This is a genomic window from Sphingomicrobium sp. XHP0239, from assembly GCF_039555325.1.
Taxonomy (GTDB): domain Bacteria; phylum Pseudomonadota; class Alphaproteobacteria; order Sphingomonadales; family Sphingomonadaceae; genus Sphingomicrobium; species Sphingomicrobium maritimum.
In genome coordinates this window covers 1741346-1756737 of the sequence record NZ_CP154608.1, presented here as the reverse complement: position 1 = coordinate 1756737, position 15392 = coordinate 1741346, and the positions used below count along the sequence as shown (strand labels likewise).

Here is a 15392-nt window from a genome sequence, read left to right as displayed (position 1 = left end):
TGAAGGCGGCGGTTTCGGGTCCCCAGCCCGGCCGGGGCATATGGCACGGAAACCTTTGCATTCCAAGAGGATGTTCCTTTTCGGGTGCGAACGGGGCGCGACACTTTCGCAACAGGTTCCCAAAACCGCAGAAACTTTGAGACTTTTCGGATCATCGCGCGTTGCGACCATTCCACCCGGAGACGAAACGACATTGCAAATTTACGGCTTGAAGAACCTGTCATGACCTGTAGGAGTGGGCGCCAAGTCCACTCGGAACGGGAGGGATTGGGCATTTCTGCCTTTCCTAACGGGGACTGAAAGCTCGATGAATACGTAAGAGTATAAAAGGGAGATTGAAATGACCGACGCTGTGGGATCGATTGATACGTCGAATGCAGACAGCGGTGCGGAAGCTGCGGACACCGTAGAAACGACGGAAACCGCAACCGCAACCGAAACGCAGGCGCCGGCCCCGAGCCAGGCGGAAATCGCGGCGCAGGCCGCGGCTCTCGCGGCGGCCAGTGTGGCAGCCGCTGAGGCAGAAGCCGTCGTCGAGGGCGACGTCGAAGCCGAAGACGAGGCCGACGAAAAGACGGCCAAGAAGGAAGACAAGGACGAAGACGAGAAGAGCGACGCGGAAGACGAGGATGTCGCCGCCGAAACGCTCGCCGAAGTCGAAGCCATCGTCGACGCCGCTGCGGCGCAGGACATGGACGATGACGACGACGGTTATTACGACGACGACGACGACACGGTCAGCCCGTTCCTCGCCGTTGGTCTGACGGCCCTCATCATCGGTGGCGGCGTTCTGCTGCTGTCGAGCGACGATGACGATGACGATCTCGACGTGATCGACATCAACATCCCGCCGATCGCGCAGGATACGTCGATCACGGTCGACGAAGATGCGGACGTTTCGGGCCGCGTCACCGCGGTCGACCCGGACGATACGCCGACCTTCACGCTTGTCGGCACGGCGCCGGCGGGCCTGACGTTCAACTCGGACGGCACGTTCACCTTCGATGCCGACCAGCCTGGCTACCAGGATCTCGACGATGGCGAGACGCGGACCCTCTCCGTGGACTTCGTCGCTTCGGACGGCACGGGTAGCTCGACCGGGACGCTGACGATCGTCATCAACGGCGTGACCGACAACGCCGCGCCGGTCGCGGTCGACGACACCGCCGTCACGGACGAGGACACCGATGTTACCATCGACGTGCTTGCCAACGACACGGACGCCGATGCGGACGATGATCTGATTGTTACTGCTGCGACAGTCCCGGCCGCGCAGGGTACGGTCGAGATCAACGACGACGGCACGATCACCTTCTCGCCCGCCGACGATTTCAACGGCACGGCGACGATCACCTACACGGTGAGCGACGGCACGGTAACTGACACCGGCACCGTGACGGTCACTGTGAACCCGGTAAACGACGCTCCGGACGTCACCGGCGTCATCGACGCTGACACCGACGAAGACACTGCTGTCGAAATCGACATCCTCGGTAACGTTGTGGATGCGGACGGCGACGATCTGACGATCGTATCGGCTGATTCGGACAATGGTACGGTCGTCATCAATGATGATGGCACGATCACCTTCACGCCCGACGCCGACTTTAACGGCGATGCGGTGATCAACTTCACCGTTTCGGATGGCACCGACACCACCGATGGGTCGCTGACGGTCACGGTCGATCCGGTTGCCGATGCGCCGCTTGCGGTCGATGATACGGCCAACACCGACGAGGACAACGATGTCACCGTCGACGTTCTTGCCAACGATTCGGACGGTGACGGCGATGACCTGACGGTTACTTCTGCGACGGTCGATCCGGCACAGGGTACGGTCGAAATTAATGAAGATGGTACCCTGACCTTCTCGCCGGCGGCCGACTTCAACGGCACGGCGACGATCACCTACACGGTGAGTGATGGTGAACTGACCGATACGGCGACGCTGACGGTCACGGTCGATCCGGTTGCTGACGCACCGATTGCGGTCGACGATACGGCCAACACCGATGAGGACACCGATGTCACCGTTGACGTTCTTGCCAACGATTCGGACGGTGACGGCGATGACCTGACGGTCACTTCTGCGACGGTCGATCCGGCACAGGGTACGGTTGTCATCAATGAAGATGGTACGCTGACCTTCTCGCCGGCGGCCGACTTCAACGGCACGGCGACGATCACCTACACGGTGAGCGACGGTGAGCTGACCGATACGGCGACGCTGACGGTCACCGTGGATCCGGTTGTTGATGCGCTTGATGCTATCGACGACGTATACGCTGCGACCGAAGACAGCGGCGTAGTGACCGGTGACGTGACGGCCAACGATGTGGATGCCGACGGCGGCGACGTGATGGTCATGCTTGCGGACGGCTCGGTCCTTCCGCCGGCCTTCACGCTCAATGCGGACGGCACGTGGTCGCTCGACACCTCGGCGCCGGCCTACCAGTCGCTCGCCGCGGGTGAAACGCAGACCTACACGTTCGACTATGTCCTCTCGGATGCCGACGGTGGCGATGATGACAGCGACAGCGACACCGCGACGGTGACGCTGACGGTGACCGGCGTGAACGATGCGCCGACGGCAAATGCTGACACTGCGAATGCGGACTTCGAATCCGCGGTCACGATCGACGTGCTGGCGAACGACACCGATCCCGACGATGACGATGATCTGACGGTCACCGCCGCCACTTCGGACGACGGCACCGTGGTCATAAACGATGACGGCACGATCACCTTCACGCCTAACGACGGTTTCGAGGGCGACGCGGTGATCGACTACACCATCTCGGACGGCAACGGCGGTACTGCCTCGTCGACCGCGACGGTGACGGTTGCTGCAGACCCGGACCCGTTCGACTTCATCAGTCTCGACGTCGATGATGACAATGATAACGCCACACGCTTCGCCATTCGCGAAGACGGTGCGGTCACCGGCGCGGTGCTCGATGCGGACGACGGTGCGTTCAACTTTACGGACGATCAGGATCTTCAGAACAATGTTTCAGTTCTGAATTTCGGTGACAATGATACGATCACCTTCAACGCCGATCCGAGCGATGTTGCGTTCGCCAGCGGCGACTTCGACGGTGACGGTCTTGCTGACGACGTCGAAATCGCGGTCAACATCGGCGGCGTGGTCAGCCAAGTCTTCCTGCTGGACGCGGTTGCTCCGGGTTCGATCGTATTCGACGAAACGACTGCCGAAGCGGCGATCGGGGCCGACACGAACAACTTCCTGTTCGGTGACGAGCTTCCCGAAACTGACAACAGCGGTGGTCCGGGTGAAGGCACCTCTACGCCGGCGTCGGCCGATCAGGACGATGACGGCGACACCAACACGCAGTTCCTCCTCACCGAGGACGGCGATGACGGTGCGTTCGACTTCACCGACGACAGCACGGTGGCGAACAACGTCGCGATCGACAATTTCGGTGACGACGACACGCTGACCTTCCTGGTCGACGATCCGTCGGACGTGGCGTTCGCCAGCGGTGACTTCGATGGTGATGGCCAGGCCGACGATCTCCAGATCGCGATCAACCTCAACGGTGTCGTCAGCGAGATCGTCCTGCTCAACTCGGTCGAAGATGGCGCGATCATCTTCAACGAGCAGCAGGCCGAGGACGCGATCGGTCCGGGCACGGAGAACTTCATCTTCGACACCGGTAGCGGTGACGCTGCGGTTGCCCCGATGGCCGACGAGACCCTCTTCTTGGGTTAAGTCATCGCCAGATGGAAAGAAGGCCCTCGTCGGGAACGACGGGGGCCTTTTTTTATTGGGCGTAACCTTTTATTGTCACCTTCAGGCGCACATAGCGGCGTCTTCAGCGATCGCATCGAGGGGGTAGGCTTTGAACATATCGTCCGACCGTGAGCGAACGTTTCGGGGAGGGCGCGGGTCCTGTCTGATGCCCGATTGTTGCGGTGGTGACACACCCGAACGATTGTTGACGGAGACCGGCCTACAAGACTAATTTCAACAGAGTTTTCGGTTTGCGTCGCGCGCGGCTTTCCGTTACGGACAGACCGCGCGACAAAATTATGATACACCCATACTCTCTTAACTGAGGGGCAAAAGGAGTAAATTATGGCACGGGTTATTCTTACGGAAGAAGGCGAAGACATCATCGTCGGTGGCGATGATATCGTAGTAGTAGGTACGACTTCCGGCGGTGAGGAAATCACCATTGTTTCGGGCAACGTAGTCCTGAACGCCTCGTTCGCCGCTGGCGGCGACACGATCAATCTCCCCGGCGACGCCGAGGATTATGTAGTGCGTTCGGAAGGCGCGCAGATCATCTTCACCAACACGGTGACCGGTGACACCATCCAGCTTCCGGCGTCGGGTAACGCCAACACCATCACCTTCTCGGGCGGCGACGACGCGCGCGAGCTCGTGTTCGACAGTGTCGACGGGCGCTTCGAACTCGATGGTCAGCCGATCACGAACCAGGACACTGCGGTACGTCCCGACGGCTTCGTCGAAACGTTCGCGCCGAACGCCAATGACGACACGTTCTCGGTCAACGAAGATGCGGTGCTTTCGGGCGATGTCGGTGCGAATGACACTGACGTCGACACCGACGCGGACGATCTGACCTTCGAACTGGTCGACGGCACCGACGTTGCGGGCCTCACCTTCAACGATGACGGCACGTTTACGCTCGACACGAGCGATGCGGCCTATGCCGAACTTGACCCGGGCGAAACTGCGACAGTGACGTTCAGCTACACGGTTACCGATGAGGCTGGTAATAGCGACATTGCGACCGCCACAGTCACCGTGAACGGCCAAGACAGCGATCCCGTTGCGACGGCCGCTACCGACGAAGGCGACGAAGACACGACCATCTCGGGCACGCTCGCGGACGACGCGACCGATCCCGAAGGTCAGCCGCTGACCTTCACGCTGGTTGGCGCCGCGCCGGCCGGCTTCACGCTGAACCCCAATGGCACCTACACGCTCGACGCGTCGAACGCTGCTTATCAGCCGTTGAACGACGGTGAGAGCCAGGACGTTGTCGTCACCTACCAGGTCACCGACCCGGCGGGTAACACCGACACGAACACGCTGACCATCACGGTCAACGGCACGTCGATCGGCACGACCACGCAGCTGACCGAAGGCGTCGACCGCATCAGCGGCACGCAGGACGATGATATCTACATCGCCCGCAATAACCAGCTCGGCGCCGGCGACCGCATCGACGATCCGAACGGTGGCGATAACGACGAACTGCGTCTCTTCGTGGACTCGCAGGCCTCGGGCGGCGGTATCTTCGGCACCGGCGACATCGAATATGGTGCGTTCGTTCTCGACCAGGTCGAGAACCTCTTCGTCACCAACGATTCGGGTGAAACCGTCACGATCGATCTGTCGAGCAGCGTCGGTCTCGAAGCCGTGATCACGCAGAACAGCTCGGATGACGTCGAGTTCAACCAGCTGACCAACCTTGTCGACATCGTTGTCGACAATGTGACGGACTCGGCCAACGTGCTTGTCGACTTCCAGGACAGCGTTCTGGCCGGCAACACGACGGTCAATCTGACCGTTGACGATGCCAACCCCGGCACGATCACCATCGGTGGTCTGAACGGCGACTCGTCGGCGGGTGTCGAAACGATCAACCTGAACGTCGAAGGCGACAGCGAGATCGACGGCCTCGACTCCGACATCACCACGCTCAACGTCTTTGGCGAAGGCGACCTGTTCCTCGGCAACCTGCCCGGAACGCTTCAGGTCCTCGATGCCAGCGCACACGTTGGTAGCACGGTGGTCTCGATCGACGATCTGAGCGACACGCCGACCGTCATCCTCAGCGGCGACGACGGTGACACGGTCGTTACCGACGACGACGACATCGACGATGAAGACTTCACCGATTTCGAAGGTGTCACCGTTCTGTCGGCGACCGACGGTTCGAGCGTCGTCCTCGGTGAAGAAGCGCTCGAAGCTGGTATCGAAGTCGTCAATCTGGGTCTCGACTCGTCTGACTCGACCGACCTTGACGCGACCGACTTCGACGGCTCGCTGACGGTCAACGTCGATGGCGGCAATAACAATGTCGATCTGGGTGACTCGGACGATGTCGTGAATGTCGACGGTCTGTTCAGCTCTGACGTGCTGAACGCCGGTGAGGGCAGCGATACGCTCAACATCTTCGACTTCGCCAATTACTCGACCTTCCAATTCAGCGGTTTCGAACTGGTCACCCTTTCGGGTGATGGTGCCTTCCATCTCGACCTGAACGACGGCAATGCGCCTTCCGAAGGCGGGGTCCTCGAGATCGACGCGACGGCCGTGGACGCCGATGCGGACGAAGTCTCGATCCATGCGGGCTCGCAGGACTACAATGTCCTCATCCGCGGTAGCGAAGGTGACGACTCGCTGTGGTCCGATCAGGGCATCGGTGGCGACGTGATCTACGGTAACGGTGGTGACGACGATATCGACGTCGGCGGTGAAGCCGGCCTTGCCGACATCGCCTATGGCGGTGACGGCAACGACAGCATCGATACCTACGGCGGCGACAACGACCTCTACGGTGAAGCTGGCAACGACACCTTCACCTTCGTAGCCACCGATGGCGGCGACAACCGGGTCTTCGGCGGTGCGGGCAATGACGCCCTCTTCACCAACGGCGATTTCGATGCCGGCGACAGCTACGATGGCGGCGACGGCGTCGATCAGTTCTGGACCGACGGTGTGCTCGTCGATGCCGACCTCACCAACGTGACGAACGTCGAAACGCTTGGCGGTCAGAATGGCGGCGCTGCCGAGAACTTTACGCTCGGTGCGGAAGCGGTCGAAACCGGCATCACCTCCGTGGTTCTGGCGGGTAGCACTGACGATCGCGTCGACGCCTCGGCGTTCTCGCGTGGTCTGACGGTCGACACCGGCTTCCAGGGTGCGGGCGGCAACGACGTCGTCATCACCGGCTCCGGAGCCGACACGGTTCTGCTGAACAGCGGCGTGAACAACGTCACGCTGAACGGCGGAAACGACACCGTTATCGCGCAGGGTTCGGAGCTTCGGACCGATGACGTCATCAATGGCGGTGCCGGAACGGACACCATCCTGCTCGACGTCCGCGGTGTGGGCAACACGGCGATCGATGCCGACGTGAACCTGTCGAATGTTACCAATGTCGAAAACTACGCGTTCCTCGGCAACGGCATCACCGACAATCCCGCGACGGCAGCGAACGAGAATGCTGCGCAGGTCAACACGCTCACCTTCACGGGTGGGTCGGTAACCAGCGTCACGCCGATCAACATCGACACCTCCGCGGTGACCGATGTGAACGACACCAACGTGATCGAGATCAACACTCCCGATAACGACTATACGTTCAACATCACCGGTGGTGCGTCGCGGACGGTCGTAAACAAGCTGAACGTCGGGGTTGATAACAACATCAACTTCACGGGGGGCTCGGGTGTCGACGTTCTCGCGATCGACGGTGACGATGCCGGTTCGACTGTCGACTTCGACGGTAACGGCGGTCGCGACATCATCGCGGTGACCGGCGGCGACCTTGAGGACGATGCGTTCATCGATATCGAAGACGTGGAAATCGTGCAGCTGACCGATGATACGGACAGCGTCACGGTCGGGTCGCGTGCGGCTCAGGCCGGGATCGACACGATCGTCGGCACTGACACGGATGACGACATCACGGTCGGCCAGGGCTTCGACAACGATCTCACCATCGTGACGGGTGAAGGCAACGACTTCATCAATGCTTCGGAAGCGGAAGGCGACATCATCGTCGACTTCGAAACCGCAAGCCAGCTTGACGGCGACACCGTTCAGGGCGGCGAAGGCAACACCACCATCACCTTCGACTTCGAAGGCGGTGCGATGGCCGACCTGTCCAACATCGTCAACGTCGACAATATCGTGATCACCACGGACAATACCGCGACCTCGGCGGGTTCGTCGGGTACGGTCTTCGTTGATGGCTCGGCGCTTGATGTGGCCGACTTCGACGGACCGCTCTCGGTGACGGCCTCGGGTCTTTCCGCGAACGAGAGCCTGGCCTTCGGTGGTCAGGGTTCGAACCTCGCCTTCAACGTGACCGGAAGCAACAATGCTGACACGATCGTTGGTGGTGCCGGTGCGGACACGCTCCTCGGTGGTGGCGGTAACGACTACATCGACGGCAACAACGGGAACGACGTCATCAACGGTGGTGCCGGGAACGACGTGATCCGTGGCGGCAACGGCGCGGATCAGCTGACCGGTGGCGTTGGCAGTGACATCTTCTACTACGATGATCAGGGCCAGAGCTTCGGTGCTACGAGCCGCGACACGATCACGGACCTCGGTGCGACCGATCAGATCTTCATCGATCTGGACGGAGACGGCGAGGCTGACGACATCGAGTTCGTTGGTAACGTGAATGGCTTCGCCGAAGTCGAAAGCTCCATCACGGGTGGCGACGGTGTTATCGAGGCGATCTACGACACCTCGAGCAACATCCTCTACATCGACGTGGATGACGATGGTGACATCAGCGGTGCGGACATTCAGATCCTTCTGAATGGTGTCGCGGCGTTCAACGCGGCCAACCTTGCCGGACCGGGTGACTTTGTGCCCGCTAGTGCGGGTGCGCCGGGTTCGGACGACGATGGCAATCCGGAACTGCTCGCTATGGCGCCGGAAGGTCTGGACGTCATGGTCAGCCCGTTCGACATGGGTTCGCTCGGTTCGGAGCTCGGCTAACGCCAGCTTCGTCCACCGGACGATCAGTAAGGCGAGGGCCTCCCGCGAAAGCGGGGGGCCCTTTCCTTTTGAGGCATCGCGATGCTGGGATCGTTCGTGGCGGAGCGCCGGCGCGCTCGCTGCGGAAAATCGTAAATCTATCGGGCGATGAGGGCAGCGCCTTCGCATCGCTCGCAGCTCAATCGCGATAATTGGCCATAGTGTTCGACGTGGTCATCGGGAACAGGCCATCCGCGAGCGTCGGATCGAGCCGGCGCCTTAGTCGGACGAGCAGCGCGGAAAGATCTCGCCCAGGCCCCGGTACCGTCGCGTGCTCGTGCGTCGCGCGGCGTTCAATGCTCGCGAACCCCACCCATTTTCCGGCGTTACCGGGTTGAACCCGCTTCCGAGGACTGCGACCACGGAGCTCTCATACCAAACCGAAGGGGAATCCATCATGGCACGCGTTATTCTGCTGGAAGAAGGCGAGGACGTCATCATCGGCGGCAGCAACGTCGAGGTGATCGGCACCACCGCTGGCGGCGAAACCATTACGATCGTCGCGGGCAACGTCGTGCTCAATTCCTCCTTCACGACCGGGGGGGACACGATCCGCCTACCGGGTGACGCAGAGGATTATACCGTCCGCTCAGAGGGCGCGCGGATCATCTTCGAGAACCCCACGGCGGGCACGACGGTCACGATCCCGACGAGCGACCTCGCGAACACGGTCTCCTTCTCGAACGGAGACGATGCGCGGACTTTGGTGTTCGACAGTGCCGACGGACGGTTCGAGCTCGACGGGGTCGCGATCGGGACGACGCCTGCGCCCCTGTCCGGGCCGACCAGCGACGCCGATCTCAACACGTTTCTCATGTCGATGGACGGGGGCATGGGCGGTCTGGACGTGGTCGGCGACGTCGGGTCTGGCACGGGTGGAAGTCCTGCGGGCGGAGGAGGAATCGGCCCGATTTCGCTTCCGATCGCGATCGACCTCCCCACGCTCGGCGGCGAGCTTTCCTAGGGTCGTGTTGCCAGTACCCCCCTCATGCCGCACATTGGTCCATGAAGTAACGAGTCGATAGGAGAGCGTCATGGCGCGGTTGATCTTGGTGGACGAGGGTGAAGACGTCATCGTCGGCGGCGACGTGCTTGTCGTCGGAACGACGGCGGCGAACGAGGTCGTCACGGTGGTGTCGGGCCGGGTCGAGCTCAATTCGAGCTTCAATACCGGCGGGGACACGATCAACCTGCCGGGATCGGCTGCGGATTATCAGGTGTCGGTGCTTGGCACGGTCGTGACGCTTACCGGACCGGATGCGACGCTCGTGATTCCCGCGGGCGCCGCGGCCACCGCGATTACGTTCGACGGCGGGACGGACGCCAGAACGCTGACGTTCGACAGCGATCTCAACGCCTTCGTTCTCGGGGATACCGTGATCGGCTCAAGCCCGAGCGCTCTGCCGGCGACCGATGGTGGCAACGGCGTTGCCACCGTGACCGGCTTCGACGGGACGCAGCCGATCGACGGCGGTGACGGATACGATGTGCTCGAGGCACTGGTAACCGGCAACGTTTCGGTCCCGGACGGCTCGCCTGTCACGGGCTTCGAGCGGATCAACCTGACGGCCGCCGACGGGGTTACCCGGTTCACCTTCGACCTCAACGATTCCAACGCGCCGTCTCAGGGCGAGCTGCTGGTTGTCGATGCCAGCGCGTTCGAGGCGGGCACGCAGGCGTTCATATTCGCTTATCCCGACGTCTCGGCCTACGGGCTCGAGCTGATCGGCGGTGCGGGCGATGATTATCTGGATACCGACAACGATCGCGGCGGGGATATCGTGCGGGGCGGCGCGGGCAGCGACGAACTGTGGACCGGCAGCAGTGCCGCCGACGGGCGCGGCGACTTCGCCTATGGCGGCGAGGGCGACGACTTTCTCAATTCGAACGGGTCGCGGATCAACGCGCTGTTCGGCGGAGCGGGCGACGACACCTTCTTCGTCTACAACAACGCCCCGACCTATGCGGACGGGGGGACGGGCAACGACAGCTTCTTCTTCCAGGGCTTTCTCGGCGCCGATGACCGGGTGATCGGCGGCGAAGGGTTCGACCGGCTGCTGCTGACCACGTTGGCTAGCGAATCGCAGCTGGCAGTCGTCAGTGGCGTGGAATCGCTGGAAATCGAGCAGGACGTGTCGATCATCCTAGGCGGACTGTTCGACGCATCGGATTTTGATGCTTTCGCGGTGTTCGGCGATCAGGGCAGCGAGATCGATGCCAGCGGAATCGGCCGCGCGCTCGTGCTGGCGGGCGGCGTCGGCGACGACGAGATTGTGGGAACGGCCTTCGGCGACCTTATCGAAGGCGGCGAGGGTGCGGATGTCCTGACCGGAGGCCAAGGCGCGGACGTCTTCCTGTTCGAAACGCTCGGCGCGAGCAGCGGGGTCGCCGGACGGGATACGATCAGCGATTTCGAAGCCGGGGTCGACGACATCGACGTGAGCGGCGCCTTCGACGGACAATCGCTGACGTTCCTCGGGAATTTCGCGAGCCTCGCCGCTGCGAACGCGGCAGCGCCCGGGTCGACAGGCGAGAATGAAGTTCGGTACGCCTTCTACCAGACCGAGGACGGGGGGGTGCTGATCTTCGAAAGCGATGGCGACGGCCTGTTCACCGATGCGGATTTCCAGATCTTCCTGTCGGGCGAATCGCAGTTCGACGCCGCAGATCTGGTCGCGCCGACGACGGCGAGTTCCGGCGTCGTCCCCGACGTCATGGTCGCTCCCGTGCCCGATCTGGGCGGACTGGCGACCGAATTCGGCTAGGCTTCGCGCGGTACCAGGTTGAGCGCGCCGCAGGTGCATTCGAACACCAGTTCTTGTTCGGTCTGGAACAAGGCGTGGATCACCTGAGGGCCGGCGCCCTGCGCGATGGTGGTGCCGCACCCGCCGCAGTTCACGTCGCCTTCGTGCGGGCCCTTGATGATCGGCAGCGGCTTGGCGCGGACGTGCGCCTGCTTGTCCTTGTCGACGGTGTCGATGGTCGTGAGCGTCAGGTCGTTCTTCATCGGTTGGATTCCTCGTTTCTCGACACCGCACATGGGCAGCGCGGCCGCGGTTGGCAAGGTCGCGGCGGTGGGTGGCGGGGTGTGCAGGCGTCCCGCCGGGTCACAACGATGTGCCTTCTTGAACGTCCCGGCGATCGCGCCATCTTGATCGCATGATCGATATTCGTCCTTTCGAGAGCCTCGGCCACGCCGACCATGGTTGGCTGGACGCCCGCCATCATTTCAGCTTCGCCAACTATCACGACCCGGAACGCATGGGCTGGGGACCGATCCGTGTCTGGAACGACGACCGGATCGCGGCGAAGAGCGGGTTTCCCCCGCATCCGCACCGCGACATGGAGATCATCACCTATGTCCGCACCGGCGCGATCAGCCATCAGGATTCGATGGGAAACAAGGGCCGCACCGCTGCGGGCGACGTGCAGGTGATGAGCGCGGGTACGGGGGTGAGGCACGCGGAATACAATCTCGAGGACGAGGAGACGACGCTGTTCCAGATCTGGATCGAGACGGCGCGTCCGAACGCCCAGCCCGATTGGGGTCAGATGCCGTTTCCCAAGGACGAGCGCGCGGGCGCGTTCCAGCTTCTGGCATCGGGTGATCCCGCCGACGGCGCATTGAGCTTCAATGCCGATGCGCGGGTTCTCGGCGCGACGCTGAAAGCGGGCGAGACGATCGAATATACGGTCGAGGCCGGGCGCTATCTCTACCTTGTGCCTTCCGCTCCGGTGCGCGTGAACGGCAAGGAAGCGCAGGCGCGCGACGGCATCGCGGTCAAGGACGAAGAGACGCTGGTGATCGACGCCCTGGAGCAGGACGTCGAATTGGTGCTGGTCGACGCCGCCTAGTCGCTTGCCACGCGGGGAAAAGGCTGAAATGTAGCGCCTCGTCATGGCCTTATCCTCGCTCGCGGGGCGCATCGTCCCGCTGGGGATCGCGCTCACACTCTCCCTCCCGGCGTCCGCAACGCCGCCCGGCAACGTCATCGCCATTCCTCCGCCCGACCAGCGGGGGGAGGATCGTGTCGTGGGGCCGGAGCAACTGCGCGACTTCCAGCTCGGCCGCGACCCGCGAGAAGCGCCCGCGACGCCGCCGCGGCCTGCCCCCGCCGAACCCGCAACCCCGCCACCCGCCGCCGCGCCCACGCGGGAGAATATTGGCACGACCCCGCCGCCTCCCGCGCGCACGATCACCATCGCGCCGCGCGAGAGCGGGCCGACCGTCACCGTTCCGAGCGCGCCGCCAGCGACCGGCGCCGCTCCGGACGTCGATCTTCCCGCATCTGCCGCCACCGCTGTGGACGAGGCTGCGCCTGTCGCGACGAATCCCGGCGCCATCGCGCCCCGCCCGCTGGACCAGAGCGACCTCGGAACCGAGGCATCGGCGCCCGGATGGTGGCTGCTGGTTCTTCTTCCGCTGATCGCGATCGGAGCGGCCTGGATGGCGTTCCGCCGGCGCGGACAGGGAGTGGCGGCGCCCGTCGCGACCGCTGCGCCGGTTCCGCAATCCGATCCCACCCCCGTGCGTCCCGAACCGTTCGAGCGTTCCAACCCGCTTGCCGACCTCGAACCGCCCGCACCGCGCGCTGCGGCTCCTCCCAGTCCGCCGCCCGCTGCCAAAGCCGCGTCGGCAGCACCGGTAGGGATCGTCACCACGACCTTGCGCCCACAGATCGCGATGCGCGTCACGCCGGTGCGCGCGGCGGTGGACGAGGAGGAAATCTGGCTCGATTACCAGGTCGAGTTACGCAATACGGGCAGCGGCGCGGCGTTCGAGGTCCGGGTCGACGGGGGATTGGTGAACGCCGGCCCCGACCAGGATGAAGCCGTCGCCACATTGTTCGATCGACCGCCCGGCAGCAGCGGCGGCGCAGCACTGCCCGAACTCAGTCCCGGTGGATCGGTGCAATTCCAAGGGCGGGCGCGTCGCGCGATCGGCGACGTGCGGTTGTTGCAGGCCGGCGACCGGAAGATCGCCGCGCCGCTCCTCGCGCTGCGGCTGACCCGTGCGATGGGCCGGGGCGGCGAAAGCATGCACGTCGAAACCCAGCTCTATTTCGTGGGCCGCAGCGGCGGCAGCGACGGGCGGCTCGCGCCGCTGCGGATCGACACGGGTCCGCGCCTCATTCGCGATGCGGTTCTCAAACCCGCCTAGAGCGGCGGCGCCATGTAGGAATGCCACGCGAGGATCGCGGCGGCACCGCGATGCGGGGACCAGGGCATCGCCCACTCCCGAACGAGTTTTTCCGGCGGGCGCTCGTCACGGTCCAGGATCCTCGCCAGCTCGATCTGGACCGCCAGGTCGCCCGCGGGGAAGGCGTCGGGGCGGCCTTCGCTGAAGAGCAGGTAGATTTCGGCGGTCCAGCGGCCGATGCCCTTGATCTTCGTCAGTTCGGCAATGGCGTCTTCATTGTCGTCGGGCAGGTCCGCGAAGTCGACGTCGCCATCGAGGACGAGGCGCGAGAGGCTGCGTGCATAGCCGGCCTTCTGCCGCGACAGGCCGGCCTCGCGCAGCGAGACGTCGTCGGCGGCGACCAGCGCCTCGAGATCGGGATCCTCACCGAACCGCGCGACGAGCTTGGCCCACATGGCGTCGGCGGCGGCGACGCTGACCTGCTGCCCCATGATGGTGCGGAGCAGCGTCACATGGCCCGTCGGGCGCACGCGCGGTGCGGGACGACCGTGGGCCGCGACGACGTCACCGAAAGCGGGTTCGATCGCGGCGAGCGCGTCGATCTCGCGGTCGAGCGTCTCGCGAGTGAGGACCATCTAGCCCGCTTTGGGCGCGGTTGCCGCGGCGTAGAGCGCGATGGCAGCCGCATTGGAGACGTTGAGACTTTCCATCGCGTCCGAAATGGGCAGCTTGGCGAGCGCGTCGCAATGGTCGCGCACATTGGCGCGCATGCCGGAACCCTCGGCCCCCAGCACCAACGCGACCCGCTTGGGGCCCAGCGCGTCGGCCAGAGTCGTGTCGGCCTCGCCCGCCAGACCGATCTTCCAGAAGCCCGCGTCGGCCATCTCGTCCATCGCGCGGGCGAGGTTGACGACGCGCACCCACGGGATCGTCTCGAGCGCTCCCGACGCGGCCTTGGCCAGCGCCCCGCCTTCGGGCGGCGCATGCCGGTCCTGCGTGATGATCGCGGTCGCTCCGAAGGCCGCCGCCGAGCGGAGGATCGCGCCGACATTGTGCGGATCGGTGACCTGGTCGAGCACCAGCAGGATCGCGTCCTCGTCCGCTTCCGCCAGCACGTCGCCCAGCCAGATGTCTTCGAGCGGTTCGCATTCGACGACCACGCCCTGATGCGGCGCGTCCGACGGGACCAGCCGCGCGAGGTCGGTCACCTCGGCGCGCACCACCTGGACCTCGGGCGGGAACTGCATGAAGTTCACCGCTTCCTGCGTCGCCCAAGCCTTGAGAACCTTGCGATCCGGGTTGTCGAGCGCGGCGGCGACCGCATGCTTGCCCCAGAAACGGGGACGGTTGGGATTGTCCCCGCGCTTCGATTTGCGTTTGCGTGCCATGGCGGCCTCATGCGCGGAACCGGTTTCAGTTTCAAGCGCGGCCGTTGCCTAACATAAATCAATCGATTAATGTTCAGTATCCGAC

At 63.6% G+C, this 15392-nt stretch carries 9 protein-coding genes; 6 read left to right on the top strand and 3 right to left on the bottom strand.

Annotated features, from left to right (window positions below; translation table 11 throughout):
• The first annotated feature begins 340 nt into the window (after nt 1-340).
• From WJT74_RS08960 to WJT74_RS08945, 4 genes are all read left to right on the top strand, one after another.
• Complete coding sequence (locus tag WJT74_RS08960; protein WP_343343884.1) at nt 341-3733, top strand: Ig-like domain-containing protein; 3393 nt, start codon at nt 341-343, stop codon at nt 3731-3733.
• A gap of 366 nt (nt 3734-4099) precedes the next feature.
• Nucleotides 4100-8740 (top strand): beta strand repeat-containing protein, encoded by a 4641-nt coding sequence (locus WJT74_RS08955; RefSeq protein ID WP_343343882.1) that lies wholly within the window; start codon nt 4100-4102, stop codon nt 8738-8740.
• A gap of 436 nt (nt 8741-9176) precedes the next feature.
• A complete protein-coding gene (locus WJT74_RS08950; RefSeq protein ID WP_343343879.1) occupies nt 9177-9743 on the top strand; it encodes a hypothetical protein in 567 nt (188 codons plus the stop codon).
• Between the two features lie 70 nt (nt 9744-9813).
• Nucleotides 9814-11544, top strand: coding sequence for a calcium-binding protein (locus tag WJT74_RS08945; protein ID WP_343343877.1), 1731 nt, complete (start codon nt 9814-9816; stop codon nt 11542-11544).
• Here WJT74_RS08945 and WJT74_RS08940 read toward each other — a convergent pair.
• The gene (locus WJT74_RS08940) at nt 11541-11786 is read right to left on the bottom strand and encodes a hypothetical protein (RefSeq protein WP_343343874.1); all 246 of its coding nucleotides are present in this window, start codon (nt 11784-11786) and stop codon (nt 11541-11543) included. The two genes, WJT74_RS08945 and WJT74_RS08940, sit on opposite strands and share 4 nt — an antisense overlap.
• Before the next feature lie 152 nt (nt 11787-11938).
• Here WJT74_RS08940 and WJT74_RS08935 point away from each other — a divergent pair, with 152 nt between their 5' ends.
• Together WJT74_RS08935 and WJT74_RS08930 are read left to right on the top strand one after the other, a co-directional pair.
• Nucleotides 11939-12634, top strand: a complete 696-nt coding sequence (locus WJT74_RS08935; RefSeq protein WP_343343872.1) for a pirin family protein — start codon at nt 11939-11941, stop codon at nt 12632-12634.
• A gap of 43 nt (nt 12635-12677) precedes the next feature.
• Nucleotides 12678-13940 carry a hypothetical protein gene (locus WJT74_RS08930; RefSeq protein ID WP_343343871.1) on the top strand — a complete coding sequence of 421 codons (1263 nt, stop codon included), beginning with the start codon at nt 12678-12680 and terminating at the stop codon, nt 13938-13940.
• On the opposite strand, the gene WJT74_RS08925 is transcribed toward WJT74_RS08930, so the two are convergent.
• Nucleotides 13937-14554, bottom strand: coding sequence for a DNA-3-methyladenine glycosylase family protein (locus WJT74_RS08925; protein WP_343343869.1), 618 nt, complete (start codon nt 14552-14554; stop codon nt 13937-13939). The genes WJT74_RS08930 and WJT74_RS08925 overlap by 4 nt on opposite strands.
• Nucleotides 14555-15307: a 23S rRNA (guanosine(2251)-2'-O)-methyltransferase RlmB gene (gene rlmB, locus WJT74_RS08920; RefSeq protein ID WP_343343867.1), complete on the bottom strand. Its 753-nt coding sequence runs from the start codon at nt 15305-15307 to the stop codon at nt 14555-14557.
• Between the last annotated feature and the right edge of the window lie 85 nt (nt 15308-15392).